Source organism: Salinimonas chungwhensis DSM 16280 (assembly GCF_000378185.1).
GTDB lineage: Bacteria > Pseudomonadota > Gammaproteobacteria > Enterobacterales > Alteromonadaceae > Alteromonas > Alteromonas chungwhensis.
Genome location: NZ_KB899382.1, coordinates 134,640 through 161,532, shown reverse-complemented (window position 1 = coordinate 161,532; position 26,893 = coordinate 134,640). Strand labels below are relative to the sequence as shown.

Genomic DNA, 26,893 nt, shown 5'->3' with positions numbered 1-26,893 from the left:
TGAGCGACTTCCGGCAAATAGTGGCTATCCCGAATTCGATTACGATTTACTTCTCTACTGATGGTGCTGTGGCTCACGTTCAGACGCTTTCCTATCTTCCGATAACTGAAACCCTCGCGTAAGTAGGCCTCGATCTGGTATCGTTGTCCCTCGATCAACTGCTTGTAACTCATGGTAACTACTCTTGTTTTTTGGCGATTACAGAGTACCACCAACAGGCAGTTGATCTCTCCTCACCGTTTAACCATGAGTGGTGCACTTATTATCTGAATTCGGGAGAATATAAGTACCCATCAAACCCTTCAACATATGCAGCATATTCACCTTTAAATGTAGTAACAACTTCCCGAGGCCTCGCGTTGTAAAACTTCCAGCATTTAATGTGTAGAGTCGGATTAAAGTCTTTAATTTTTTCTTTTACGATAGGAACAACTTTACTAGGCTTCAATTTAAATGGTGACTCAATGCCTTTAATGAAAGCTACACCCTGTTCATAGTTAGTCATTTCATCATCGTTCAGTTTATTAACATTAATGAATTCAACGGATAAATCAGCGGATTTGGCATGATTTCCAAGTTTTGGAACTAAGAATGCTCTAATTCTGTATTTTTGACTTTCAAGTACTTCATCTGACAAGTCATTCTTATATGTTTCCATGTATTCACGCACAACACGATAGTTCTCAGTTTGAAATTGTTTTAATGCTTCCAGTTGAGCTTGTTCAGAAGTTCGTGTTAGTTGCATTGCAATAGCTAGCTTTGCCATTAATGCTTGGCTATCTCCGAACTCTTCGACCAGTAGGTTTTCAAAGTTGTTAAGCGCAGATTGACATTCACCGCTAGTAGCAAGATCAACCGCTGGTAAACTTCTATGTTCAATCTTATTTCTAAGTCCGATAAGAAAATTCAAATTCTTAGTTTCTGGATTGTGATCTCCACCCCAATATTCAGAGCAACATCGAGATAACTCCCACGCCTTTTCCTCTCCGTCAATCAGTATTGGATTACCTTCATCATCAATGTAAACATAGTTTTGTGATTTCTTTTCAAAAATAGCGTGAAATAATGCAGTGTAGGCGATAACTATATTAACAATAAAGCCATACGTCTTGAACTCTGTATACGGGTTGTTATAAGTAGATACAGCTAATAAAGCAAATTCTCGAGCTTTGTGAAGTAATATGCTTTTCGATGAAATTTTATTTGGGCCCAGGAGTTTTTGTGAGTGTATAAGACTAAACTCTTCTTTACTTAGGTAGACAAGGCCTGTAGATGTGTATTGGTTACCATCTTTTTGAACGAATTGGTGCCACCTTTTAGTCTGATACGTTTGACAACTACTTAATGCCCAGCCAGATGCCTCAGCAAGTTCAGCCATCGTAAAAGCTTCTCCGGCTTTCTCTTTCGCTAGCATAAAATTAAAAGCTAGCTCTACTCTTTGATTCCGATTCAACGCAATACTCCTTGAGTCATTTAGTGCCGCCATAGCCATATAGGGCGAATAAAAGCTTGTCTAAAATTAGTGAACGAATGTAGTGGTCAATAAAACCCGGACACCTTTTTAGCTAATTCTTCCGCTTTTGCCGGTGGTAGCCCGTTGTTAAATTGATGCGGTCTTTCCCAGTTGTAATAATTCATCAGGTAATATCCCACATCTCGTTTTGCTTCATTAGGCAAACGGTAGCCGGCTGATGGCATCCATTCTGATTTCAGACTTCTGAACACGCGCTCCATCGGACTATTGTCCCAGCAGTTCCCCCGGCGACTCATGCTCTGGCTCATCTTGTAACGCCACAGCCTTTGTCTGAATTTACGAGCGCCGTACTGAGAGCCCTGATCGCTGTGGAACATCACGCCTGTTGGCTTACCTCTCAGCTCGTAAGCCATATCTAAAGCTCTTGCGGCAAGCTCCGCGTCCGGTCGGTGTGATATACTCCAGCCGATAACTCTGCGGGTGTGTAGGTCAATCACGACGGCTGCGTAATACCATGCTGAACCTGTCCAGATGAAGGTAATATCGCCGCACCAAGCCTGGTTGGGCTGCTCCACACTGAACTGCCTGTCCAGTAAATTAGGGATATCTGGCCGCTCAACCTGTACGGTTTTATAGGCGTGCTTACCCGGCTGCTTGCTCATCAGCCCTTGTTCTTTCATCAGCCGACCTACTTTGAATCGGCCCATAACGATGCCTTCATCGCGAAGCATATCAACAAGCGTTCGTGTGCCAGCAGACTGACGACTCTTATCGAACAGACGTTTCACTCTGGCGCGCAGAATACGCCGTTTAGCACCAATCAGCCGGTGTCGCTTTCGTCGTTCATAATAACTACTGACACCAACACCTAACGCTGAACAGACCAATTCTGTTGATTCATGCACCCTCAACCGGTCTATCAGCGCGTGGACTTCAGGTCGTCGGACATTAAGAGTGCGGTAGCCTTTTTTAGAATGGTCTTTTCTCGTTCCAGGCGATTCACACGAGCCTCCAGCTCCTGAATACGTTGCTGTTCTGGTGACAGGGCTTTTGACTTCGGCGTACTACCGCTGCGTTCAGATTCAAGCTGCTGAACCCATTTGCGCAGAGTATTTTCGTGAACGTCTACTGCACGTCCGGCTTCGATCACGCTATATCCCTGATCGAGCACCAGACTGGCTGCATCATGTTTAAATTCCGGACTGAATGACCGTCTTTGTCTTCTCATTGAACACCTCGTTATTAAGTGTAATGCTACCACTTAAAATGGTGTTCGGGTTTAGTCTGCCACTACACTTTGAACACAATGACATTGATGAGCGTTGAGCAGAAACTCTTAAGGTATGAGTATGGCCTTCCGCATGCACACCAAAGCCGCACTTTGTTGCACGTTCGGGCTACTCTGCTCTTGCGCCGTTAATCTGGCTTGCCAGTGGCGTTCGTTGCCCTTTCTCAACATGCAATTAATAGGTCACGTTAATACACATTAACGTGACCTATCGCTTCTTTAGCTATTTGGTGTCACGACAATCTTCTAGACCATTCTCAACCTCTATGGTTGTATGTGACAATTCAAATTCATCCAAAGCATTCGCTATGCTTTCTTTCAACATTAGGTATTCAGCTTTCGACTCAAATTGACTAACGATGTGAACTGTCGCGACATGATGCTCACCATCTAGTGACCAGATATGCAGGTGATGCAGATTGCTAACAGCATCAAGTTCAAGCAATTTATCAGTCACGTTTTGTAAAAGGTCGTTGTCTGGTGACGCCTGAAAAAACAGTTTTACGGTGCTGATAAGATTTCGGATAACGTTGAACAGAATGAAAAGCGTAAATCCGATAGAAAGAACCGGATCCAGAACAGGCCAGTCTTTGAACTGCATAACAATAGCGACAATGAGTACCGCTACCCAACCTAAAACGTCTTCGAGTAAATGCCAGTTCAGAACTTTTTCATTCAGCGATTTACCACCTTGTAATTTATACGCGGCGAAGCCGTTGACCAGTACGCCAAGAATAGCCAGTGCAATCATGCCTTCTGTTTCTGGCATCTCTGGATTACTCAGCCGTGGCACTGCCTCATAAAGGACCCAGGCAGAACCAACGATTAAAACAATGCCGTTTATCAGCGCCCCGAGTAAGCTCAGCCGCCTCTTGCCATTGCGTTAAAAACTCACTCATTGTTCTCTCCTTTAAGACAATGTTAATCAATCGCCGATTCAATTAAGGGCTTTATAGATCCCTAAGTATTAATATCTTAACCATTGAATGCATGGATCATTACATTCTGTGCCGTATCACGATGACTGAAGCCGGGGCACTTGGTTTATACTCGATAGAATAAGTCAGTTCTAAGAGAATGAATTATTAAAGGGGATGCGGGTATTATTTCTCATTAATGCTGATATCTCTTGCTTGCGTGTAAGCTTCCCAACCTTCTTTTGCTGCATAAGGTACAATGAGCAACGCCGCCACGGGATCGGCCCACCACCAGCCAAACCAATTTACCAATAGCAAACCAGCAAGAACAACGATAGTTTGGTATAAGCAGATAAAGGTATCTTTGGCATCGGCAAGTAACGCTGGACTATCCAGCTTTCGGCCATATTTTCTTTTGAAATAAATAAAAATAGGGTTGATAAGCAAAGAAGTAACTAAAATGATTAAACCCATAGTGCTCCAGCTTGAAGTTTTCTGACTAAAAAGTTTTGAAACTGAATCATAAGATATAAATATGCAGACCAAAGCAAATGATACGGCAATTACGTAGAGGGTAATTTTTTTCCGTCTGTTCACCTGGTCTTCATCAATTCCTTTAAGCTCACCGTGTAGACGCCAGCCTAGTGTGGTAGCACTTATCACTTCTATTGTGCTATCCAATGCCCATCCTATGAGCGCTGAACTATTGGCAGTTATCCCTGCTATTAAAGCGACTATTACTTCCATAACATCATAGATGACATTTAATATTTGAAGTGTTCTCGCCTTTTTTAAATCACTTTTTCTTGTAGGTTCCATACTTTCCTGCACCGTCAAAAAATGAACGACACGACATTATTTTAGTTTCGCCGTTCTGGGTAATTCGAAATAAGAGCTTTCGTCATTAATAAGAAAGCCCTTTTTGCTAAACTAGGGTTTTATTGTGTACGAGTCGGTAGAGCACGGGTAATACAACCAACGTCAACAAGGTTGAGGATATGATCCCCCCTATCACTACCGTTGCTAATGGTCTCTGCCCCTCTGCGCCAGTACCGACATTAAGCGCCATGGGCACGAAACCAAGGGACGCCTGTGAATATAATCAATGCATTTTTTATTGAGCCAAACGCAATGGATGTTAGAGCTAACGAGGTGGGGGCTAAAAGTTGTCCCAGCCCCCATTAATTAATACTGCATCATCGAATTAACTAGCATCCCGACATTCTTCGCTGGTCAGCTCGATTTCAATAGTGGTATGCAATAACTCAAACTCTTGCAGCGCGTTAGACACACTTTCTTTTAGTTTAAGGTACTCAGCCTTGGACTCAAACTGACTAACAACGTGAACGGTCGCGACATGATGATCACCATCTAGTGACCAGATATGCAGGTGATGCAGTTCGCTCACGGCATCAAGTTCAAGCAACTTGTCAGTTACGTTTTGCAACAGCCTGTTGTCTGGTGACGCCTGAAAAAACAGCTTCACGGTACTGATGAGGTTTCGGATAACGTTGAACAGAATGAATAGCGTAAATCCAATAGACAGAATCGGATCCAGAACAGGCCATTCTTTGAATTGCATAACAATAGCGACAATCAGTACCGCTACCCAACCTAAAACGTCTTCCAGTAAATGCCAGTTCAGTACTTTTTCATTCAACGATTTACCACCCTGTAATTTAAAAGCGGCGAAACCATTGACCAGTACCCCGAGTATAGCCAGTGCAATCATGCCTTCTGTTTCTGGCATTTCTGGATTACTCAGACGTGGCACTGCTTCGTAAAGGATCCAGGCAGAGCCAACTATTAAAACAATGCCGTTTATCAGCGCCCCAAGTAAACTCAGCCGTCGATAGCCATAGGTAAATTCTTTCGTTGCGCTTTTTGTACCGAGTTTGTTCAGAAGCCAGGCACTGCCGATCGAGAGTGTGTCACCTAAGTCATGCACGGCATCTGCCATAATGGCGGTACTATTTGTTAACCATCCTCCAATAAACTCAATGATAGTGAAGCCAAAATTAAGGAAAAAAGCCCAGCCAATTTTTTCTGAACTATGGGAATGTGAGTGCGCCATAAACCCTCTTGTAGCGCCCTGGCTTTGACCCAGGGCTACGTTGTATTACTGTTTATCCGCTTTCCTGTGTACCAGTTGGTACAAAGTCGGGAGAACGAACAGTGTAAGTAAAGTTGATGAGATAATGCCGCCTATAACCACCGTCGCGAGCGGCCTTTGGACCTCAGCTCCGGTGCCTGTGTTCAGCGCCATGGGCACAAAACCAAGACTTGCTACCAAGGCAGTCATCAAAACGGGACGAAGTCTGACTATTGCACCCTCAATTACAGCGGTGTAGAGATCGCCTTTTTCAATCCACAATTGCCTGATAAAGGCGAGCATGACCAAGCCATTTAATACTGCAACGCCTGACAATGCGATAAACCCTACACCGGCAGAAATAGACAGCGGCATACCTCGTATCCACAGCGCAAGTACGCCCCCAGTCAGTGCCAGCGGCACACCGGTAAAAATGATCAGCGCATCTTTCACAGAACCAAACGCAAGTATAAGAATGCCAACGATGAGAGCCAGCGTCACTGGGACCACCCAGGACAGCCTCTTACTGGCCGATTCAAGCTGTTCGAACGTTCCACCGTACTCCAGCCAGTAGCCATCCTGTAGTTCCAGTTCTGCACGCAACGTAGCTTGCAAATCTGTGACAAAACTCCCTAGATCACGCCCGCGAACGTTGGTTGTAACGACAACGCGGCGCTTGCCATTCTCCCGACTGATTTGTGCTGGCGCGGGTTTAACTTCTAATGAGGCTACTTCCTGAAGGGGCACATACCCATTGGAGGTCGGGACTGGGAGTACCTTCAACTTTTGAACGTCACGTCGTAGTTGCTCCGGAAGGCGAATCACCAGTTTAAAGCGCCGGTCACCTTCATAGATCAAGCCTGCCTGCTGACCACCAATACTGGTCGAAACCAGAGACTGGATGTCGTCGATGTTCAGGCCATAGCGCGCCATCACTTCACGTTTGGGAATAACCGATAACATAGGCAGACCAGCTACCTGTTCAACCCGGGTATCTGCAGCGCCAGGTAAACCTTGAGTTAGTGATGCAACCGAATTTGCTGATGCCAGCAACGTATCCAGGTCATCACCAAACACTTTGACTGCTACGTCGGCTCTGACACCGGAAATTAACTCGTTAAAGCGCATCTGGATAGGCTGCGTAAACTCGTAGTTATTGCCCGGTAGCGCAGTGACTGCTTTCTCAAGCTCTTTAATGAGCTGTGATTTAGGCTTGTCCGGAGTGGGCCACTCAGAGCGGGGCTTGAGTATGACGAATGTGTCGGCGACATTGGGTGGCATGGGGTCGGTGGCCACCTCTGGCGTCCCCACTTTGGCATATACCTTGTCAACTTCTTCAAAGTCGATAATGGTTTTTTCAAGGAGTTCCTGCATTTCAACAGACTGCTCTAATCCCGTGCCTGTAATACGCAATGCCTGCAGCGCGATATCACCCTCGTCAAGCTGTGGAATGAACTCAGAGCCTAATGTTGAGGCGAGCCATGAGCAAACCACAACGAGACCCAGCGCGCCTGCCAGAATAAGCGATTTGAACTTAAGCACCCACTCAAGCGCAGGTCGATAAATGGCTTTCGCCCCGCGGATAATGATGCTCTCCTTTTCGCTGATTTTTCCGCGCATAAATACGGCGATCGCAGCAGGCACAACTGTGAGTGACAATACCATCGCACAAAGCAGTGCGATTACTACGGTTGTTGCCATAGGGTGAAACATTTTTCCTTCTACGCCAGAAAGGGTAAATATGGGGAAGTACACCGCTGTGATGATACCCACGCCAAACAAGCTGGGCCGAATAACTTCAATAGTGGCGTCTTTAACCTCCTGTAAGCGTGCTTTAAGCGCCAGTATGCCACCTTGTTGTTTTTGCGCTTCTGAGAGCCTTCGAATACAGTTCTCCACGATGATAACAGCGCCGTCCACAATCAGACCAAAGTCCAGCGCCCCGAGACTCATCAGGTTGGCAGAGACCCCCCGCTGAACCATGCCGGTAATAGTCATCATCATCGCGATAGGAATAACAGCTGCTGTAATAAGGGCAGCGCGGATGTTTCCTAACAGTAAAAATAGGATAACAATAACCAGCAGTGCGCCTTCCAGCAGGTTTTTTTGTACAGTTTTGATGGCTTTATCGACCAGCGTAGTACGGTTATATACCACCTCTGCCTTAACCCATTCAGGCAATGAAGTTTGTATTTGCTTAAATTTTTCATTGGTGATCGCTGCTACTTCACGCGAGTTTTCCCCGACCAGCATCATCACAGTGCCCATCACGGTTTCTTTGCCATTACGGGTTGCCGCACCTGTGCGCAACTCTTTGCCCAAGCCTACTTCGGCCACATCTTTGACTAAAACAGGCACAGAACCTTTACTTCCTACAACAACGTTTTTGATATCCTCAATGGTTTTTAACTGTCCCGGTGAGCGAACTAACAGCTGTTCTCCATTGTTCTCTATATACCCGGCTCCAGCATTGTCATTGTTGCTTACCAACGCTTTGCGGATATCTGACATAGTCACGCCCATCTCAAGCATGTTCGCAGGATGTGGCATCACGTGATACTGCTTGTCGTACCCCCCTATGGTATTCACTTCTACCACGCCCTTAACCTGAGCGAGTTGTGGTTTGATTATCCAATCCTGAACTTCACGAAGCGCCATAGGCGTAACGGACGAGCCATCTGGCATTTTAGCCCCTTCTTTCGCCTCCAGCGTGTAAACGAAGATTTCGCCCAGGCCAGTCGCTATCGGTCCCATCTCAGGCTCAAGGCCAGGCGGCAGAACACTTTTAAGCGTTGCCAATCGCTCATCAATAAGGTTCCGCGCAAAGTAAATGTCAGTTCCTTCTTCAAATACCACGGTAATCTGAGAAAGTCCGTAGCGTGAAATAGAGCGCGTATAGGACAAATTCGGCAAACCATACAACGCAGTTTCAACCGGAAAGGTAATCCGTTGCTCGGCTTCAAGGGGTGAATAACCAGGCGCTTCCGTGTTTATCTGAACCTGAACATTAGTAATATCCGGCACGGCATCTATCGGTAGCCGCTGATAACTCCAGATACCTATGCCGATGATGACAAGTACCATTGTTAAAAGCAGGTAGCGTCGCTCGACTGACAGGCGAACAATATTATCAATCATTTATCTCTCCCCCATCAGTGCGCGTGCGATGCGTCGGATTTTTGTATATCCGCTTTGATTAAATAGCTATTGTCGACAACATACGTTTGTCCGGCGGATAACCCTGCGACGACCTCGGAAAAGTTGTCGTCCTGCAGACCTAAGGTCACAGGTGTAGCCTGATAAGCATTGCCTTCATTCAGGAACACGACAGGCCTATTGTTAAGAGTTTGAATGGCGCGATTTTCGATTTTTACCGGTACCGTTTTTCGTTGCGAATCGACAATGCCTGTGACTAAATCGCCGGGAGAGAGTAGACCCTCCCTGTTCATTACTTTTACTAACGCAAGCTGATAGGGTTGCTCTTCGTGGGAAGGAATAATGCTGGTAATGGTACTGTCGAGTTGACGACCATTTGCGATAATGTGAACAGATTTACCTTCAGCAACCTGTCTGCGCTGGGATGGAAACACCTTTAATTCCGCCCAGAGAACGGAGGTATCAACAATCGTAAAAAGTGGTGACGTACCGGTTAGTTCTCCGATATTCAGGTTGCGCGATACGACTATGCCATTGATTGGTGCTTTCACATCGTAAGACTGGAGGCTGTCATTCGACTGCACCTGCGCCATTGTCTCACCGGCTTTCACGGTCTGGCCAATATCAGCAAAGAGCTGCTCTACAATTCCCGTAAACCGGGCGTGAACCTTGGCACGCTGCTGTGGCGGTATAGTCAGCTGACCATAAACCTCGGTGTGCTGTTTTATTTCACCGCCCGAAGCCATTTTTGTAGTAACGCCAGCCTGACTGGAATATGCGTCATCAATCTCAGTTCGGGCTTCGTGCTTTTTCCACTCCCACGAAAAGCTATTTCCTCCCTGTAAGAGTGTAATATTCGCGAGAAATGAGTGCGGCTCAGCGATGAAACTTGTGGACCTGAGGCCATTTTCATGGGTTTCAAAACGGATATTTTCCTGACGCCCTCCCATACGATTGAGGGTGACGTTAAGAGCGTCAGGTGGCAGCGGCTGCGAGCGATCAGCGCTTTCTGCCAGTAAATATGCCCCCTCTTTCGTATCCTGAATGCGTAATGTCAGGGATACGCTGCTATTGGTAAATGTTTTCGATTCAGCAGCATGGGATTGTTTGCCACTTGCTGCGGCATTGGCATCAGTCAGACAAAGTAGTAGTGAGATGATAACGAATAGTCTATTCATGGGTATTCCGGAATTCTTGAGTAGGAGAAGCCTGACCGGATAATCCGGTCCACTGTTCAACGAGTGACTGGTTCACTAACGCGCTTTCGCTTAATTCGATGACCTTTGCACGAGCGCGTATTAACGCATCTCTGGATGCAATCCAGTCTTGGTAGCTGTATGCCCCTCGCTGGTAACCTTCGAGCACGAGTGTGGTGGCTGTTTCAAGGTCGGGCAAAACGGTGTCGTTGATATGCTTTACAGCATCAACGGAGAAATTCAGATATTGCTGCGCTCTAAAGAGCAATGCTTTTATCTTCAGCATCTGACTGTCTCTGGCAAAGACCGCTGCTTCTTTCTGCGCCAATGCAGCTTGCAAAGCCCCCTGGTTTCTTCGTTCAGCAAAAAGCGGCGCGGATATGGCAGCGACAACAGACGTATCCTGAACCGCCTGAGTGCGCCGCACGCCAATACGCCATGAAATATCAGCACTGGCGTTACTCTCTACCAGCTTTTGTTCAGCTTCTTTTATATTGATAGTTTGAGTTAGTCGCTCCACATTTGCTGATTCAAGAAACTGTTGATACACAGCTGAATACTGCCGTTTTGGAGGAAGCTTACTCAGCGAGCCTGATACTGTGTCAATCGCCTCAGCATCTCCCTGCCAAAACAGTGCAAGTGACTGCTTGGCAATAGCCAAAGCCGTTGCGGCGGATGCTTTGTCGACTTTAGCCTGATTGAGTGCGGCTCTGGCGCGCAGAAACTCAGCTTTATTGGTTGCGCCTTTCTTTACGCGCTGTTCGACGATAGATAAGGCTTCATCAGCGAGAGAAACAGACGTTTTCGCCAATGTGAGCCGTTCTTTTGCCGCGAGTGTTTTTACATATTGTCGGGTCAGCTCGCTTAACAGCTCGAGCGACGCGACATAGCGTTCTGACTGCAATAAAGATAAATTGGCATCAGCCAAAGATACCCTTGCATTGCGCTTGCCTCCCATCTCGAAGACAGAAGAGAGTGAGACCGTCAGCTCAGCATCATTAATGCCTGATGCATCTCCTGAGCCGAGCAGGTTTTCTGCTTCAACGCCCACATTATAAGCCGGCGTGAGATTAGCCAGCCTTTTATCTGCCTCTGTAGCAGTGAGCAGCGACTGATATCGCCGTAAATCTGGGTGTTGCTGCAATGTTAAACGTGAAGCTTGTTCGAGCGTAATCGTTTTGCTCAGGGTAGCGGGTGATATGAATAGCAACACGCTACCCACGACCACTATGCACATACGCTCACAGGTACGCGAAAAAGATGAGTTCATATTGTAAATCCTGGTCAGTAACTAAAGGGGTAAAAAATGACTAGGATTTAGGCTCTGGGAGGACGATCGATACCGGGTTGCAGGTGAGACGGAGGGGATGTGCGGTGAGCAGCAAGTGCCGTCTCGCCAAGTTTTCCTAACTGGCTATCGCTATTTTGGAATAATACGATATGGGTAAAATGCCCGTGACAGGAGCAGCAGTGGTCACAGTTGTCGGGACCAGCGTTATCTACAGAATCATAATCTGGCTGACAAACATTGGTGTCCTGAACACACACTTCATGATGGGATTCTGAAGCGTTTTCGAGAAAGCTATCAAAAGCAAAAGCATCTGAGGCAAACAAAAACAACTGTGCAAACAGCATCAGGGCGGTAATCACCACCTTGCTGTTGTTTGTGTTGCTTTGATTTACTTTCATCAGGGACCCTTGAAAACGACAGGACTAAAAGTATTAAATTAAATGCGTGATGTCAATGATTGTACTGCTCTGTCTAAGATATAGGAAAAATAAAATTTAAGGGGCGGCGCAAAAGTCAGGGGAATGAATTGACTACCTCTTGGAGAAAAAATCATTAAAGACAGGATTTTCCTTTGAGCATTTTTAAATTTTGATCGTATGGAAATTTTATATATTAATACTGTTATATACTTTCAATCGGCCCACACTCTGAAATATGACAAGATATGCATGCAAAGATTTTGCAAAGCATGGAAAGATAAATTTAAGAAGCTGATTTTAATTGATATTTTAATGCGCAATACTTTCAAAATCCGTTGCCTTCGGGCGTGGCGGTTCAAGTCCGCCCACTGGTACCACTCTTTTCACGTCTACAGAAAAGAGAACAATAAGCCGACGCAAGTCGGTTTTTTTGTGTCTGGAAGACCGTAAATGCCACGCCCAGGCGTGGCGTCCGAGTGTCGGCCCAGTCAAGCCCGCCCACTGGTATCATACATCTAAATCTTTGCGAAACCATAAACCGACCTTTGAGTCGGTTTTTTTGTAGCTCGAATCCGTCAACAGTAATAAGTGTTAACCTAAAGCGATAAACTTTGTAACTGCAATTAGACCACACATTGAGATATAAAAGCCCCAAACTGAAAATGATCTAATTGCTTCAAGTTGAAGCGTTGACATGTTCCCAATAGGCATGACTAAATATAGATCTTTTTCGGTCAAGCTTTCAGATCGAATTTTAGCTACAAATTGGTTGTAGCAGTTTCGAAACCCTTTTTCCAATGCCAAATAGTATGCATCGAGAGCAAAGAAAACTACTGTTGGAAGTAACGAAATCCAAGCATATTCGGGCTTTCCTTTATCAGCAATTATAACAAGTACTGCGGCAACTAAAGTAACGCACCAAGCTTTACAGTTTGTGCTGTTTGTTGCCATTCTTTGAACAACATTTTGAATAATCCCTAGATGAGTTTGTATTGAAGCTGCTTCAGGGTCTACTTGAATAATTCCATCGCTCATAACTAATTTCGCTTACTTTGAATTGCATGGTTGATCCATCCGGAGATGTTTTGCGCTATATCTCTATAAGCGAAAGTAGGCTCTGGCTCGTAACATGGTACGAATGAGGACAACTTTCTGCCATCACTAAATGTAAATTGCTCAAACGGATTAGCTCCTTTTCTACATGTACCATTTCGCGCGCATCTAATATTATTGATATGAATACCTAGTAAGGCTTTCCCTTGGTTCCAAGCACGCTCGATCTCATATTTGACCCAAGGTCTATTTGCTGTATCAGTTCCGATCAGAACAATGACGCACCTTTTATATTTCATATTCTGATCTATCCAATACTGAATAGCTGCGCTTCCTTTCTGTTTAATTCTCTCCCACTCATTCGGATTAACAGCCGAGTTCCCTTCAATAGAGCCAATATTTCTAATCTGTTGGACTCGCATGACATCATTTTGAAAATGAAAACTATAAAATACAGGTATCTTTGCCATATTTTTCTTACTCTCTTCCGTGTTGAATAGGCTACCTAGAAGGCCGCCCACAAGCATCCCACCTATACCGGGAGCAAACAGGTTTCCAATAAATGCACCTGCTAATGGTGCAGTAAGGGTGGAAGCACTAATGAACTCTTCTTGGGGTAACTTCTTTAAAACTATAGAACTATTATTCACATTATTCTTAGTACGTTTTCTAATAATTAAAGTGATAGAGTTTGAGGAAACTAACTCATCAACTAATGATCAGTGTCTATTTATTCCAAACACTGAGAATTAACTCACCCGTTTGATGATAAATCCCTACCTGCTTTATGTAATTCATAAAATCAGGGTTCTCTTCTACGATACGGTTGGCAGATACCCAGTCAATATCTGACTTTTCTTTTGCTGGTATAAGAATTTGGCTGTTCTATAAATCACCGACATCCAATAACAGAATACCTATTCCATGGAGTGAACAAAGCATTTTGGTAAGGCCTGACTTTCCTAGACACTTTCTATGTCCCTAAAATACTGCCTGTCATAATCTGTTGGTGACGTACGTCCGTTGGCAGTATGACGACGTTTCGGATTGTAGAACATTTCGATGTAATGAAACATCGCTTGTCGCGCATCATCTCTGGATTTGTACTTGATACGCCTGATCTTTTCCTTCTTCAGATTGCTAAAGAAGCTCTCCGCTACCGCATTATCCCAACAGTTACCTCGTCGACTCATACTGGGTTCAACATCCAACGTATTGAGTAACTTTCTGAAGCTGCGGCTACTGTATTGAGATCCTTGATCGGAATGCAGGTTGACCGTATCAGACGGTTTTCGCCGCCAGTAGGCAGCGGTTAGCGCGTCCATCACTAGCTCTTCTGTCATCCTGTCACCCATAGACCAACCAACGATATTCCGGGCGTACAAGTCCATTACAACAGCTAAAAACAAAAAGCCTTCATGAGTATGAACATAGGTAATGTCGCTGACCCACCACTGATTCAGAGCCGCAACGGTAAAGTCGCGGTTCAGGGTATTGGCAGCAACAATATCCGGTTTACCGCCATAGCGCCCCTTCGGCGCTTTGTAGCCGCGCTGGGCTTTAATATTGGCTTGCTGCATCAGTCGTAAAACACGGTCACGCCCACACAGAATATTCGCCTCTAGTAAATCCAGGTGAAGATTCCGGTACCCATGATGGCCCCCGCTTTCCAGCCAGAACTGCTTTATGGCACCGAGCAAGCGCTTGTCATCTTTATCACGCTGACATTCAGGGTGCTGCAACCACTCATAATAGCCACTAGGGTGTAGCTCAAGTGCCTGGCACAACAATCTCACCGGGTAATCGGTACTACGAGATTTTACGAACGGGTACCGTTCTTTGACTCGCCGGCAAAGAACACCGCGGCTTCCTTTAATATGTCTCGTTCTTGCTGAGCGCGCTTCAGCTCGCGTTTCAGTCTGGCAACTTCCGCACGCAAGTCCTCGTCTTCTTTACGCAGCTTGGTCGGCTTTGAGAAAGTCTTCATCCAGCCGTAAAGACTCTTGGTACTAATATCGAGCCGATCTGCTACGTCAGCAACACTGTAGCCATGAACCACCACTTGGTTCACTGCTTCCTGCTTAAATTCGTCTGAGTAACGAATGCCTTTACCCATGATTTACCTCTTATGGTTTGAGTTACATTTTTACCATAAAAAGTGTCGGGAAATCTCAGGCCTTACCAGAGGCAGGACTTCCGCTCAGACAGAATACGCGTATTTATTGATGTTTTTTAGAAGCGGCGGCTACTCGCTCTCACTTACCTATTATTCTTACGGCGGCTAAGAACATGAGGTAGTCGTTGGGGAGTAATTTGATCAACCATAGAGAACAGAGAGTAGTTGCGTTTCATAAGCGCGAAGATGGTGGTCAGCTTCAGACAAATAACGGACCGTCATGACTCTCTGATCTTGATATGTGTAAGTAACCGCAGTTGACACCTTACTTCTCGGTGGCAGTTGTATTCGTGAAATGGAAATATGAATTTTCGTCGCTGATAGAATTCTACCGGACAGAAATCGAACACAATTTTTTCTTTGATTACTGCTAGTTCTGCTTAATGGCTAACTCATACTAGTTATTGTACTGGAAGTGTACTGAGTTCGTACGTAAACCTTCATGTTGAGCAATTATTCAAACGTCGATATACCAATATCAGCTTCATTTTTTGTGCACTTTTTGTACAGATGTGGTAAAAAAGCCTATGGATAGTCTTATGCTAAGGTATTCATAGTACATTTTGGTAAGGGAAGCCAATGAAAATTTTCATCAGTTGGTCCGGGCTACTGAGTAAAAAAGTTGCATTGTTTCTACAAGAGTGGATCGCTAAGGAAGTATTCTTAGACGAAGAAATTGATTCATTTGTATCGTCAAAAAGTATTGAAGCAGGAAGTGATTGGCTCGCTGAGATAAAGAGCAATGTTAAAGACTGTGATCTTGCTATTGTAGTAATCACAAAAGATAATATTTCATCCAGTTGGCTCAATTTTGAAGCTGGTGCTGTGGCTATAGGAAATGCAAGTGATAGACATACTATACCACTCTTAATCGATGTTGATCGCCATGAAATAACGTCACCATTGAAACACTTGCAGTCTGTTATTATTAATAAAGAGTCGACAAGAGGATTGGTCGAAACTATAAAAAAAATTGGAAACTTTAATTCACCCTCTCACCTAGACTTTATAATTGATCATCTATACACAGAGCTCGAAGAAAATATTCAAAAAATAAAAAGTGAAGTAAATGAGAAGAGTGGGAATTGTGATTTTTCTATCTTCCCAGAAAAAATATCTAAAATCATAAAAAGAAAAGTTTTCATTGGTGTGCCAATGGCCAGCGTTGATGATGATGAAGAGTACAGTAACATCAAAAATATTGCGCAAGAAATTAAGAGCGCGCTAATACAGTTTGCTAACGCCAGTGAGGTTTATTGCCCTTGCGAAAACATTCCCAAAAGAGGAAGTTTCGAAAGATATGATACTGCAATCCGTAAAGACTTTAAGATACTGAAGGAAAGCGAACATTATTTATTTATTTACCCGAAAAAAATTCCGAGTAGTATTTTGGTGGAAATTGGATACGCTATAGCTCTATCAAAACAAACAACAATTTTCGCTAAATCTTTAGACGACTTGCCTTTTATGCTTCGTAAGGCGGATTCTGCAATGCCTTTTGTGGAAATACATGAATATAAGGATATAGCTGAGATAATCTCGATAATAGAAAGTGAAGGGCCAAGTTTTCTAAGAAAAGAGACAGATTAAAATGAAAAATGAAAATGAGATTTTTATTTCATCACCAGTTTCTTCTTTTTCGGATGTGGAACTAGACCAATTAACATTTATACTAGAAAGAGTTCAAAATCAGCTATTGAAAAATACGCAATTAAAAACATATTGTGCTGCAATCGAAGTGAAAAAAAATAATGGATTTGACTCTCCCGAGGATTCAGTAATAGAGGATCTAAAAAAAATTACGAATTGTTCAGGATTTCTTTTATTCTACCCAAAAAAGGTCGCTAGTAGTGCACTCATTGAGTTAGGTTATGCTGTCGCTTTAAAAAAGCCAATTCTTATTATCGCCAGTGACGCAAATGATATCCCTTTTATGGCTAGAGGAATGCCTACTACACTCGAAGATTTCACCATTCACCTTACCAAAAATATAGACGATTATACGATTCATAAATTAAAAAAATTCGTGGACTCAATTACTTCCCCATAGGTGTTTTTCGTCAAGATGCTAAGGTAATTAATTCAGCTGAAACATAACACCTTTTTGAAAACAACGGAGAAGGATATGATCGTCGGATTTTTTCTAGGTTCAGGGTGTTCTTTTCCCTCTGGTCAACCTTCCGTAACTTCACTCACAAACTCTATTTTAAATGATGATTTCTACTTGGTAGATAATTTTTGGGATTTTCCGACGAATGATTTAGACCGAATGCGGCCACGTACGTATAATTTATCCCCTGTTTGGTCAAGTGAATATAATTTAAAACATTGCCCTCCGCATGTTCAAGTGCATGTGGAAAATCGATTTAAAAAATTAAAACCTCAGATAAAAAAAACGGTCGATCAGTACAAAATTTTATTAACAATCTTAAAAAATTAAAAATTTGGACCCCTGAACCGAACTATGAGGACCTCTCAGGACTGATAAGTAAATTATCTAATCATGTGATTATGAAAGACAACGATCCGTTCGTGAATCACTTTATAAAAGTTAAGAATATTAGTGAAAAGATAAAAAAAATTAATATCCCCTACCAATTTTACGAGTCAGAAATTTTTCATGAGAAACTCGTGGCCACACAAGAGTTCATTGGCTGGGGCATTGCAAATAAAATCCGCTACATTCCTGAGCCAGATGGATATGAAGCATTTTCCAAAATCTTAATATGCCTTCGCAACAAAAACAAAAAGTTTCACATACTAACGACTAACTATGATCAAAACATCGAAAACATTGCCGCAAATCTCGGTTTAAATCTAGATGATGGATTCAGCAGCAGAAAAGTACGAGCTAGCAATGGAGATAGATGGGAGGTTGGTTATCGGTTTAGATTTTTTAAATCCCGTAAACCCAACCTGATAAAATTGCATGGCTCTATCAACTGGTTTCTATGCGACAATCCGCTTCTGGCAGATAATTACATCGTTGGTAAACATAATGAACTAATTCATCCGTTAGATGCGGCGTTCTCTAGAATCCTAGTTGACGATACTGCTTATACTCCTTGTTATGCCCCCTGGATGCTAAGAGGCTCAATCACTAAGACCGAGTCATATTTTAAAGACATCAATATTTCTTTGCAAAAAGGTCTATATCAGTTTCTTGATAAGATAGATGTACTGGTTGTTTCAGGATTTGGATTCTCCGATGTTGCCTTATCGAAACTGATCCTGGACTTCGCCTATGAGCCGCGAAAAAGCCTGCTGATTTTGGATGGTAGCGAATCACCGGCAATTTATACAATCCCAAATATGTCCATAGAGGAAAGAGTGGGACCGCTTGATAGTAGGAAACCAATTGTGCTCTTAAGCAGCTTTTTATCAGAAGTCGACATTGATGTTTTGAAGGAGCACATTACCACTTTGCATAAAAGAGTGTCTAATGGTTAATTTCTTAAAGCGTTTTTTAAACTCTGAATACAATCAAGTTTAAAGTCGTCTCATTGGGCCTAGGGATTGCAATAACTGACAAAAAACCCGTCCGCTCTTTGTCTTTTGCAGACTACTTTTTTCGCGGTAGTGATGGCCTTTATACCGAGTAATGTTGCCTGTCAGGTTAGGCCTCGACTTTTTAGTACATGAGTCAAAATGACTATCAGTCAACTTCAGTTTACCTTACTACCAATCTAAATACAGCCTCGCCTATTATATTCCGCCTCCCATTCTGAAAAGCGTTTGGCTAACACATCTTTAGTTTTCTGCTCACGAGCTAATGCTCGTTTACTTTTCTTTTGAGCGGTCTGTTTGTCGAATACAACGCCAGATAGCTCTTCTTCAAACATGCTTGGAACAATGTGACTATAGTGTTGCTCAATCATTGCGGTACTCGTTCCGCATTGTCTTGCCAGAACATCAATTCGAAGTTGACGGCTGAGCAATTGCCAGGTGATATAGGTATGTCGTAATGAATATAGCGACCTCTGACCATCAGTACTACTTTTTAATTCACATTCATCAAGTGCAGCGCTAAACGTGCGTCCCAATTCTCGTGTTGTACTCCCATCGGCAAGCCGGAACAGTTTGTCATTGGGCTTTCGATTAGGAAATCGATCTCGAAGCTCCATGAGCGGATATACTATATCATCTTTACATACGACTGTTCTTGTACCGGTATACCTCGTTGTCTTGCCCTTGCGGATTTTGATTTTGAAGATGACTTGGTGGTCCTTTCGTGCCATCTCAATGTCACCCCAGGTCAGTTCTTCCATCTCGGTACCAGGGCGAATACCGGTATTAACCACAACTTCCGAGTAATCCAGCAACAGTTCACGGATCTGACGAGTCTTATCTTTTCGACTGTTATCTCGCATCGACTCTATAGTTTCTAATACCTGCTCGTATTCCTCACGTGTGAAAGCCGCTCTTCTGGCGCCCCGCTCTCCTGTGGCACTGAGCACCGGCACCTGAACTGCTAACATCCATTGCTTTTCAACGGCTTCCTTGAAGACCATCTGCAATGCGGCATTGTGATTAAGCAGCGTTGACTTGTTAAGTAGCCGACCGGCTTTTTTGATCCGCCAGATTTCAAATTCTTTTATCTTTTGCTGGTCTATCGATGTGACATAGGTTCTGTCAAAGAATGGGATGTGATAGCGCTTCAGCGCGCCGATGTAGTCCTTGTAGCTAACTTTTCCACCACCGTGCAACAACGCATGTTCCATATTGGTAATGGCGAGGTTCGCGACATCACGAAACCGCTTACTCTTTGTTAGAGTACCTGTCTCCGCCTTTATCTTCCATTCCATACGCAGCAAGCGCGCTGCCGCGATAGCTTCATCTTTATCTACCTGTTTCGTTGATTTGCAATACCAAGTCCCAAATAGCTGAAAGCGTGCATACCACTTTTTGCTGTTGTCTTGGAGAAATACATAGAGGGAGTCATCAACGTTATGTCGAGCAAGTTGAGTTGCCATAGCTGTCCGTTTGCAAAGAATAAATACTGCGCTTACGACGAGTATAAACGGCTAACTACAAATATCTATCTGTTTCTTTGGAGAAAATAATATGTCACGTTAATATGCATTAACATGGCCTACCACTTTAGCAATATGCGCAATTATAGTAGTGCTCTCTTTAAGAGCATAAAAATTTCACAGTATTTAATTAACTTGTTGCGAAAATTATCAGCCGTCGCATGGAACGACTAAAATACTATTCTTGCTAATTATGAAAAACTAGCCAGAGGGTCAGCATACTCTTGCCTGAATAACGGCTATACTCTGAATACAAAGAGTTGAAAAAATTTAAAAACTATGGATGACAGGTTAAAAGCAAATATTTTTATTGATAGGACCGAAGTTATACTATCTAATCTTATGGGCCTAACAGACCCAGAAAAAGATTGTTTTAAGGTCTCCATTTTAGATGTAGTAGTATCTTTGGAAACAGCCATAGAGCAACTTCAGCAAGCTCAAGATCACATATCGAATATACATTCGACACTCGGCTTAGTAGAGCGTAGTTCCGCTATACAACTCTAATCAACATGCCTTGTATTTTAAAAATCTTCCTATTATACGTAGCGATCACTGAAAACGAAAATAAGTATTCATGCATGATGCACGCTGTACTAAGTTAATTTTTCATTTATTGTCACATCGTCTTATTCAAAAATTTCTCGAAAACTACGGCACGATGATAATGTAAATATTCCGCTTTTGGAGCAAAGTTTTTGGGCTTGTTTAGAGTTTTACCCTCAATTTCACCAGCAATTTTAGCTAATACGGGATCTTCTTTGACAGACTCAGAAACGATAACAGTTAATTTCGAACTTAGGGTTATGTATCCAGCATCAAACAACTTATCATGCATGACGCATAGTGATATCCCGTTCGCGGGATCCAGTCTGATATCTTTTCTGGCAGACCATGGAACAATGTGTGAGCCTGTCAGCAGCGCCTTCGTTTTCAACTTACAAAGTGCGCATTGATTACCGTAGAGATTTTTCACATTATTAGAGAACACGCTTTGTTTAGTGCGACGTTTGGCGAAACTTACTTCATCATCAGCATGATAGTTACCACGCTGCATAGCTTGTGAGGTCGATGTCGCCATTTCAACATCATAATCATAATCTAGATGTTTCTGAGAAAGCGTTATCAGTTGAACAAAGTCACGCTTATCAATACGGTTCATCCCGTATTGGTTAAAAAAATGCTCCCAAGAGCCATGTTTCCGGGATTTAAAATGCCAGTTGAAATGGTCAAGATCGGCTTGATGCAGAAATGTTTCGAACGGAAACGGCTTAGTGATGGAACCGTTTACGCGCGTCTCATCGTCGACATCAGAGCCATTGGCAGGCGATATAGCATCAATTCGACCCGCTCCAAAAAAGTAAAACTGCTTAGTTTCTGAGGCTTTGCCAGGTCGACGATAGATGAAAATATCACCAGGTCGCACCTGTCCGTACATATTCGTTCGCCATGAATATTTTATAAAGTCCGCGTCATCATGCTTAATACCGCTTCCCTTTGTATCAAAAATGAAGTACCGAGTATCTGGATTTTCAAGTTCTTCGCTAAATTTGGTAATAAAGTCCATATTTACTCTCAATAACCTTGTTAACATTGATCATAAAGTGTGGAAATCGCCTTAAAGCAAAAATCTAAATGCGTTATGGGACCAGCTATCTAAGCAATAAAATAGGCCGACAATCACACTAGCTCAAGGTTACCATGAAAACCTTGCTTTCATATTCAAAATGGCCAGTCATTTTAAAATATGATGCTAGCCTCTAACTGATGGCAGCGTTTATTAACTTTATTATTAGTTTTTTAATTTGTATGACGTGCTGTGGTCAAGGCCGGTAAGGTAAAATCCAAGTTCTTTTTCGATATCGAAACAGTTACGATTTGGTCAAAAAATGTCTTTTGAATAGATTATATGTCTGATAGTATAACAACCAATGGGACGGCATACTGTGCCGCACCTCTTCTTTGAAGAGGAATGCCAGTGCTCTTAACGAAAGTTAGAGGAGTGGCAGAGATTGCAAGTAGCGATCGTCCCAGGTTCCAATCTACTGTTCCGTTTTAGTATAACAACTAATAAGAGTAAGCTTTCTTTCTACGAGCTGAGATAATAAAGTTCGCTCTCGCCAATTAACTGGATACCTTACATCCTCCTGTACTTTGATTACTACAGAAATTTGTCTATTATTTTGAGAGGCCTTAGTGTATTTGATAATATGGTTTAAGGAACGAGTTATCATATCTCTATTTTCTTCAAATTCGTACTCAGATATGAAATGTGTAGATGGAATTTGAGACAGCAACGCGGCCAAATGAGGGATCACTCTTAAGCTACTTTCTCTATTCGCCTTTTTTCTAGAAGCTCTGAACATGTGTCGCCAACTAGTCCTTGTAAATTCAATACATCCCAAGACAGGACAAAATAGCTGACCTTCATATTTAAACCGCTGAATAGCTTCTTTTGCTCTTATTATTAATAAGTTCTTATCTATATCTTTTGAGCTGATGTTTACTCCTCTACCATCCCTTTTATGCTCACCTTTGTGTCTTGCAGCACACCTTGCCAAGTCATATATAGTCGCAGGGCTAACAAGGTGAATATTGCTAAATTCATTATGGGAGTCTAGATCGCTGCTAGGATGAACATAAGTCCAATACGTTCTACCAGTATCGTAGTCAACCCATAATAGACATGTTGGATCTTTTTTAATTATTAAATCTTTGTACGCTTGCTTTTTTAATCTAAATCCATTTTCTATAAGTCTTCCATTTGAAGGTCCGGATTTGACCTGAATACTTATTTCCAGTCTATCTGTGGGATACCAAGGATGCTGACTAGAAAGATAAAGATCCTTTTTCTTGCTATCCTCTTCCCTTGATGCCCATCTAATTTCTCCTCTTGTCGCTTGAACTATTTTAGAAGCTGCCATTGTCTCAGCATCGCTTCCATTATTAGGATTGTTATCTCTTGAATATTCAATGGTTGGTAATGGTAATTGAGAGAGAAAAGTGTACAAAACATATACTAATGAATAATTATTTTCGTCTAGATTACTTGTATCGCATTGAATAGTCTAGCGTTTAGCGCATATTGTATTTTTTCTTTTCATATGCAACAGATGAGTTAACCGTGGCAATATTTCGACTCAGGTTTACAAATCAATTCATGTACCTGAGTGTTATTACCTGAGATAGAATATTTTCGATATTTACTTTACATTTACTTTTTTTTGTACAAAAGTTAGTCTACAGGCTAAGGAAAACGCACCGCTTTGTCGTCTCGTAGTATACGCCTTTTAAATCATGGAGAAGGCATATATGTTTAAAGAAAGTACCTACCTAATTCCCACGCAAGAAGTTCGAGCACTGCTCAAATATGCTGCTGAATCGGCAATCGTTTTGCCTGCAGAGATATCTTCACCTCTTGATAACTTCGTTGAATCCGCGAAAGAAGATGAAAATGAAGATAACGAGGATGTTGTAGTTAAAATTTCTTCCTCTCCATCACCGGAGAGCGTGATTCAGGCGTATACACTTTTATGTCAACTCACAAAGCCGGTTACGGGAAGTACCCTGATTGATTCTTATAAATATAGGACTATGCGCTATGCCACACCAATCCGGTGGGCTTGCGCTTTATTTCTCGTTTTGGCTTTATCGAACCTTATATTAGAAATTCAGTTGGCCAATGAACCAATAGCTACTGATACGGAGCGAGACTGGCTTCAGCTAATCCAGGTATACTTCCTTTCTCCTTTAGCTCCTTTTTTTTGGGGGGGCCTAGGTAGTTGTGTCTTCTTAATTAAGAAATTTTCTGATTTATCTGCAGACCGAGTGTTTAACTACAATTATTACGGGGGCTGGAAGTCAAGAGTACTACTCGGCACCGTATTAGGCGGAATAATTCCCTACCTCTTCACAATAAAACTAAAAGATGAATCCCTTATAGATGACTACACGATAGCTTTTCTAGTAGGGCTAGCTGTAAAAGTTGTTTATGGAGCACTTGAAAAGACTGTCGATGAAGTTGCTGCAAAATTGAATCTGAATTCCTCTTACAAAAAGCCCAGTTCTGTTGAACAAAGGAAGCCTGATATTGAAGAGGAACGCTAGAGTGATCTCAAAACTTATGGTGTGTAGGTTATTTTTATCACTTACAATATTAAGCCTAACTCCCACCTTTGCAATGGAACCTTTGCAAATACACTACATAAATACCGGACAGGGAGGTTCTACTCTCATAATCGGTCCCGATGGTACATCAGTCCTCTACGATTTCGGTGTAAAGTTCGGTGACATCGCTCTTGTCCTCTATTTACACTCGGCCTTGTCCGGAAAAAAGCAAATTGATTACGCCATCCTTAGTCATAGACATAAAGACCATTATTATGGTTACAAAGATATGATTGATGCCAATATCAATGTTCGAGTCGCGAATTTCGAGCCTGATGGACCAGAGTTAGACTCCAGTCTAATCAACAGAAATTGGTATGAACCCGCATCAAAAACATTGGCAGGCAAAGTTAGAACCATACCTGTTGGCCTTGTAGTATCTCTTGGCGACGGCGCTACAATGCATGTTATCGCTGCGAATGGACGTCTACTTGATGGGACACAGGTCGACGTAAATGATGAAAATGACCGTTCAATCGTTTTATTTATTAACTATAAAAATTTTCAATATCTGATAGACGGTGACCTTGGAGGAGGTACCGAACGCTGCAGTGGGCACGAGACAACTCAAGTCGATGTTCAAACATTTGTTGCGAAAACGCTACTTAACGAAAAATTAATTACTGCTGAAAACGGGCTGGACGCAATGCACATTGCACACCATGGCAGCGAAAGCAGTACCCCACTTAGGTATGTGTCGCTTGTAAAACCTGAAGTGGGTATCGTAAGTGTTGGAAATCCAAACTGTAAATACAGACATCCAAGAAGAGATGTTCTTTCACCTCTGATTGAAGATGTCCCTAAAGTAACATCCCTTTCTGGCTCGTCTCTATCTCAATGTCCTAGAATCAATAGATTCAAAGCGTTATATCAAACAGACCTAGGATCAGAGTCTTGCAATACGATGCCAACAGGTAAAGAAACGCTAAATGCTGGTTTTGTATCAGGAGATATAGTACTGACAACCGATGGAATTAAAGCCTTAAAGGTATCAACGAGTGGAAATTTATTTTTTGACGGAACCCTCTCGCGATTGGGCCCACAGTGCGAAACCACATATTGTCTAGATGAATACAATCCAACCGGAGATAGCGATGCCAAAACCTGTATCTGACAAGAATGACTTAAAGATAGCTCTCGCATTGTCAGGAGGCGGATATCGAGCGACAGTATTTACTCTAGGTGCATTGAAACAATTAAACGCTATGGGTTTGCTTTCGCGCGTAAGTACGATAACGAGCGTCTCCGGTGGCAGCATAACATCTGCATTGCTGGCAAAAAATTGGGGATACCTCAATTTTAATGAACACGGTGTCGCACTTAATTTTCATGAAAAAATAGAAGACCCTTTACAGCGTTTTTGTATGACATCTATCGACATGAGGTCGGTATTAGGTGGGTTGATTTCATTCAGGGAGTCAATCGGTGACAAAGTAGCTAGGGCATATGATAAGAAGCTATACGAAGGTTTCACATTAAAAGGTATAAATTCTTTTGAGAGTGCGCCACTTTTCATTTTTTATGGTACAAATTTTCAAACCGGTGCCAGTGTCCGTCTAAGTCAAAAATACATCTCAGACTGGAGGTTAGGCTACAATGAAAAAGATGACATTCCTCTGAGCAAGGCCGTTGGCATTAGTAGCGCATTCCCGCCTGTTTTATCACCCGTGAATTTGCAACTAAATCCTAGTAATTGGATAAAAACAAAATACAGTACACACAATGATAACAAATCAATGTTATCGAAAATGGTACTTACCGATGGAGGCCTTTATGACAACCTAGGGTTAGAAGCGATTACTAAAACTAGTAAGAAACCAGAATATGACTATGTAATTTGTTGTGATGCAGGCGCTCCTTTCGAGGTATCTGAAAATGCAAAGACAAATTGGATAAGTCAAACCGCGAGAATGACCGAAGTTATGATAAATCAGCAACGTGCGCTGAGAAAACGAAAGCTAATCGAGGACATTTTTGAAGGGAAGTTTAAAGGGACTTACTTCGGAATAGGAAATAAAATTAATGACTATACAGAATCTGCTAAGAAGCAGTTCGGAAGAAATATAACTCCAATTCTAACAGATAGCGTATCAACGAAAAGCTTAGCCAAAGTTCCGACTAGATTAAAAGCCTTAAACAATGAAACTATCACCGAACTTCAAGATTGGGGCAGTGCTCTGTGTGATGTAGCACTTAAATGTTGGTGTAATGAATTAATAGAAATTTGAAAAATTATAGGCTAATCAACCATCTTTATCTATCGTTAATTAATGGTCATCAATACCTTAAACAACCTTATCAAAATAAAGATTAATATATACAGAAAAAGTGGATGAGAATGACAACATATAAGCGTGATCTAACCTGGTAGTTGGTATTGGACGTTCGACATTCTATCGCCGCAAGCTAGACTGGCGCAGAGCAGGTGCTGCTGTCATTCATGCTACCAATACAGAATTGAAGAAGTCTCAATGAGCGGACTTATGGGAGTACTATGGCGCATTGGCTTCAACGCCTTTGTCTCTATCCAATTATAAGTGAAACTAATAAGGAGAGGTTTACAATGGAACTTTGTGTAGCGATGAATTTTATAGAACGAACAGCGAAAATTATTTTTAGCTTCTTAAATAA

General features: G+C 42.5%; 21 protein-coding genes and 2 pseudogenes. 6 read left to right on the top strand and 17 right to left on the bottom strand.

Going from position 1 to position 26,893, the window contains the following annotated elements; all coding sequences use genetic code 11:
* The 14 genes and pseudogenes from F458_RS20485 to F458_RS0112065 form a co-directional block, all read right to left on the bottom strand.
* A partial coding sequence (locus tag F458_RS20485) for a helix-turn-helix domain-containing protein (RefSeq protein ID WP_156824240.1) occupies positions 1 to 173 on the bottom strand: 173 nt, incomplete at its 3' end.
* A gap of 89 nt (positions 174 to 262) precedes the next feature.
* A complete protein-coding gene (locus F458_RS0112130; protein WP_026294657.1) occupies positions 263 to 1,453 on the bottom strand; it encodes a DUF3644 domain-containing protein in 1,191 nt (396 codons plus the stop codon).
* Between the two features lie 86 nt (positions 1,454 to 1,539).
* Positions 1,540 to 2,702 (bottom strand): IS3 family transposase gene (locus tag F458_RS0112125; RefSeq protein ID WP_156824239.1). Its coding sequence is split into 2 segments (ribosomal slippage): positions 1,540 to 2,447 and positions 2,447 to 2,702, totalling 1,164 coding nucleotides; the frame shifts between segments, so codons are not numbered across the junction.
* 283 nt (positions 2,703 to 2,985) lie between these two features.
* Positions 2,986 to 3,639, bottom strand: a pseudogene (locus tag F458_RS0112115) (cation diffusion facilitator family transporter); the annotation flags it as partial.
* A gap of 226 nt (positions 3,640 to 3,865) precedes the next feature.
* Positions 3,866 to 4,498, bottom strand: a complete 633-nt coding sequence (locus tag F458_RS0112110; protein WP_018983695.1) for a cation diffusion facilitator family transporter — start codon at positions 4,496 to 4,498, stop codon at positions 3,866 to 3,868.
* A gap of 106 nt (positions 4,499 to 4,604) precedes the next feature.
* Positions 4,605 to 4,769: pseudogene (locus F458_RS21210) on the bottom strand (efflux RND transporter permease subunit); the annotation flags it as partial.
* A 114-nt stretch (positions 4,770 to 4,883) separates the two neighbouring features.
* Positions 4,884 to 5,753, bottom strand: a complete 870-nt coding sequence (locus F458_RS0112105) for a cation diffusion facilitator family transporter (RefSeq protein ID WP_018983694.1) — start codon at positions 5,751 to 5,753, stop codon at positions 4,884 to 4,886.
* 45 nt (positions 5,754 to 5,798) lie between these two features.
* Positions 5,799 to 8,909: an efflux RND transporter permease subunit gene (locus F458_RS0112100; RefSeq protein WP_018983693.1), complete on the bottom strand. Its 3,111-nt coding sequence runs from the start codon at positions 8,907 to 8,909 to the stop codon at positions 5,799 to 5,801.
* Positions 8,910 to 8,923: 14 nt separating this feature from the next.
* Positions 8,924 to 10,105 (bottom strand): efflux RND transporter periplasmic adaptor subunit, encoded by a 1,182-nt coding sequence (locus F458_RS19515; protein ID WP_018983692.1) that lies wholly within the window; start codon positions 10,103 to 10,105, stop codon positions 8,924 to 8,926.
* Positions 10,098 to 11,393: a TolC family protein gene (locus F458_RS0112090; RefSeq protein ID WP_018983691.1), complete on the bottom strand. Its 1,296-nt coding sequence runs from the start codon at positions 11,391 to 11,393 to the stop codon at positions 10,098 to 10,100. The genes F458_RS19515 and F458_RS0112090 overlap by 8 nt, the downstream gene beginning before the upstream one ends.
* 47 nt (positions 11,394 to 11,440) lie before the next feature.
* Positions 11,441 to 11,812 (bottom strand): hypothetical protein, encoded by a 372-nt coding sequence (locus F458_RS0112085; RefSeq protein ID WP_018983690.1) that lies wholly within the window; start codon positions 11,810 to 11,812, stop codon positions 11,441 to 11,443.
* A 612-nt stretch (positions 11,813 to 12,424) separates the two neighbouring features.
* Positions 12,425 to 12,868: a hypothetical protein gene (locus F458_RS0112075; RefSeq protein ID WP_018983688.1), complete on the bottom strand. Its 444-nt coding sequence runs from the start codon at positions 12,866 to 12,868 to the stop codon at positions 12,425 to 12,427.
* 2 nt (positions 12,869 to 12,870) lie between these two features.
* Positions 12,871 to 13,536: a TIR domain-containing protein gene (locus F458_RS0112070; protein WP_018983687.1), complete on the bottom strand. Its 666-nt coding sequence runs from the start codon at positions 13,534 to 13,536 to the stop codon at positions 12,871 to 12,873.
* Between the two features lie 312 nt (positions 13,537 to 13,848).
* Positions 13,849 to 15,002, bottom strand: a protein-coding gene (locus tag F458_RS0112065) for an IS3 family transposase (protein ID WP_156824237.1) whose coding sequence is annotated in 2 segments (ribosomal slippage) — positions 13,849 to 14,753 and positions 14,753 to 15,002 — 1,155 coding nt in all. Because the reading frame shifts where the segments join, the coding sequence is not laid out codon by codon here.
* Positions 15,003 to 15,641: 639 nt separating this feature from the next.
* Here F458_RS0112065 and F458_RS0112055 point away from each other — a divergent pair.
* The 3 genes from F458_RS0112055 to F458_RS0112040 all read left to right on the top strand — a co-directional run bounded on the left by F458_RS0112055 (position 15,642) and on the right by F458_RS0112040 (position 18,512).
* Positions 15,642 to 16,652 carry a toll/interleukin-1 receptor domain-containing protein gene (locus tag F458_RS0112055; protein WP_018983684.1) on the top strand — a complete coding sequence of 337 codons (1,011 nt, stop codon included), beginning with the start codon at positions 15,642 to 15,644 and terminating at the stop codon, positions 16,650 to 16,652.
* Between the two features lies 1 nt (position 16,653).
* Positions 16,654 to 17,112 carry a hypothetical protein gene (locus tag F458_RS0112050; RefSeq protein ID WP_018983683.1) on the top strand — a complete coding sequence of 153 codons (459 nt, stop codon included), beginning with the start codon at positions 16,654 to 16,656 and terminating at the stop codon, positions 17,110 to 17,112.
* Positions 17,113 to 17,573: 461 nt separating this feature from the next.
* Positions 17,574 to 18,512 carry an SIR2 family protein gene (locus F458_RS0112040; protein ID WP_018983681.1) on the top strand — a complete coding sequence of 313 codons (939 nt, stop codon included), beginning with the start codon at positions 17,574 to 17,576 and terminating at the stop codon, positions 18,510 to 18,512.
* A gap of 236 nt (positions 18,513 to 18,748) precedes the next feature.
* Here the strand turns inward: F458_RS0112040 and F458_RS0112035 are convergent, their stop codons facing one another.
* The 3 genes from F458_RS0112035 to F458_RS0112020 all read right to left on the bottom strand — a co-directional run bounded on the left by F458_RS0112035 (position 18,749) and on the right by F458_RS0112020 (position 23,106).
* Positions 18,749 to 20,035, bottom strand: a complete 1,287-nt coding sequence (locus F458_RS0112035) for a tyrosine-type recombinase/integrase (protein WP_018983680.1) — start codon at positions 20,033 to 20,035, stop codon at positions 18,749 to 18,751.
* 679 nt (positions 20,036 to 20,714) lie between these two features.
* On the bottom strand, positions 20,715 to 21,662 hold the full coding sequence (locus F458_RS0112025) for an HNH endonuclease (RefSeq protein ID WP_169334839.1): 948 nt from the start codon (positions 21,660 to 21,662) through the stop codon (positions 20,715 to 20,717).
* Positions 21,663 to 22,137: 475 nt separating this feature from the next.
* The gene (locus F458_RS0112020; protein ID WP_156824236.1) at positions 22,138 to 23,106 is read right to left on the bottom strand and encodes a hypothetical protein; all 969 of its coding nucleotides are present in this window, start codon (positions 23,104 to 23,106) and stop codon (positions 22,138 to 22,140) included.
* Positions 23,107 to 23,407: 301 nt separating this feature from the next.
* Here F458_RS0112020 and F458_RS0112015 point away from each other — a divergent pair, with 301 nt between their 5' ends.
* Genes F458_RS0112015 through F458_RS19510 form a run of 3 tightly spaced genes read left to right on the top strand, consistent with a single transcriptional unit; the run spans position 23,408 to position 26,490 of the window.
* The gene (locus tag F458_RS0112015) at positions 23,408 to 24,202 is read left to right on the top strand and encodes a hypothetical protein (protein WP_018983677.1); all 795 of its coding nucleotides are present in this window, start codon (positions 23,408 to 23,410) and stop codon (positions 24,200 to 24,202) included.
* Between the two features lies 1 nt (position 24,203).
* Positions 24,204 to 25,376 (top strand): ComEC/Rec2 family competence protein, encoded by a 1,173-nt coding sequence (locus F458_RS0112010; protein ID WP_040610394.1) that lies wholly within the window; start codon positions 24,204 to 24,206, stop codon positions 25,374 to 25,376.
* Positions 25,357 to 26,490, top strand: coding sequence for a patatin-like phospholipase family protein (locus F458_RS19510; protein WP_018983675.1), 1,134 nt, complete (start codon positions 25,357 to 25,359; stop codon positions 26,488 to 26,490). The genes F458_RS0112010 and F458_RS19510 overlap by 20 nt, the downstream gene beginning before the upstream one ends.
* The last annotated feature ends 403 nt before the right edge of the window (positions 26,491 to 26,893 follow it).

Bases quoted from the DNA above. Each gene is read 5' to 3' on its own strand.
- F458_RS0112110 (WP_018983695.1), bottom strand. From the start codon at position 4,498: ATGGAACCTACAAGAAAAAGTGATTTAAAAAAGGCGAGAACACTTCAA.
- F458_RS0112105 (WP_018983694.1), bottom strand. From the start codon at position 5,753: ATGGCGCACTCACATTCCCATAGTTCAGAAAAAATTGGCTGGGCTTTT.
- F458_RS0112100 (WP_018983693.1), bottom strand. From the start codon at position 8,909: ATGATTGATAATATTGTTCGCCTGTCAGTCGAGCGACGCTACCTGCTT.
- F458_RS19515 (WP_018983692.1), bottom strand. From the start codon at position 10,105: ATGAATAGACTATTCGTTATCATCTCACTACTACTTTGTCTGACTGAT.
- F458_RS0112090 (WP_018983691.1), bottom strand. From the start codon at position 11,393: ATGAACTCATCTTTTTCGCGTACCTGTGAGCGTATGTGCATAGTGGTC.
- F458_RS0112085 (WP_018983690.1), bottom strand. From the start codon at position 11,812: ATGAAAGTAAATCAAAGCAACACAAACAACAGCAAGGTGGTGATTACC.
- F458_RS0112075 (WP_018983688.1), bottom strand. From the start codon at position 12,868: ATGAGCGATGGAATTATTCAAGTAGACCCTGAAGCAGCTTCAATACAA.
- F458_RS0112055 (WP_018983684.1), top strand. From the start codon at position 15,642: ATGAAAATTTTCATCAGTTGGTCCGGGCTACTGAGTAAAAAAGTTGCA.
- F458_RS0112050 (WP_018983683.1), top strand. From the start codon at position 16,654: ATGAAAAATGAAAATGAGATTTTTATTTCATCACCAGTTTCTTCTTTT.
- F458_RS0112040 (WP_018983681.1), top strand. From the start codon at position 17,574: ATGAAAGACAACGATCCGTTCGTGAATCACTTTATAAAAGTTAAGAAT.
- F458_RS0112035 (WP_018983680.1), bottom strand. From the start codon at position 20,035: ATGGCAACTCAACTTGCTCGACATAACGTTGATGACTCCCTCTATGTA.
- F458_RS0112025 (WP_169334839.1), bottom strand. From the start codon at position 21,662: ATGGACTTTATTACCAAATTTAGCGAAGAACTTGAAAATCCAGATACT.
- F458_RS0112015 (WP_018983677.1), top strand. From the start codon at position 23,408: ATGTTTAAAGAAAGTACCTACCTAATTCCCACGCAAGAAGTTCGAGCA.
- F458_RS19510 (WP_018983675.1), top strand. From the start codon at position 25,357: ATGCCAAAACCTGTATCTGACAAGAATGACTTAAAGATAGCTCTCGCA.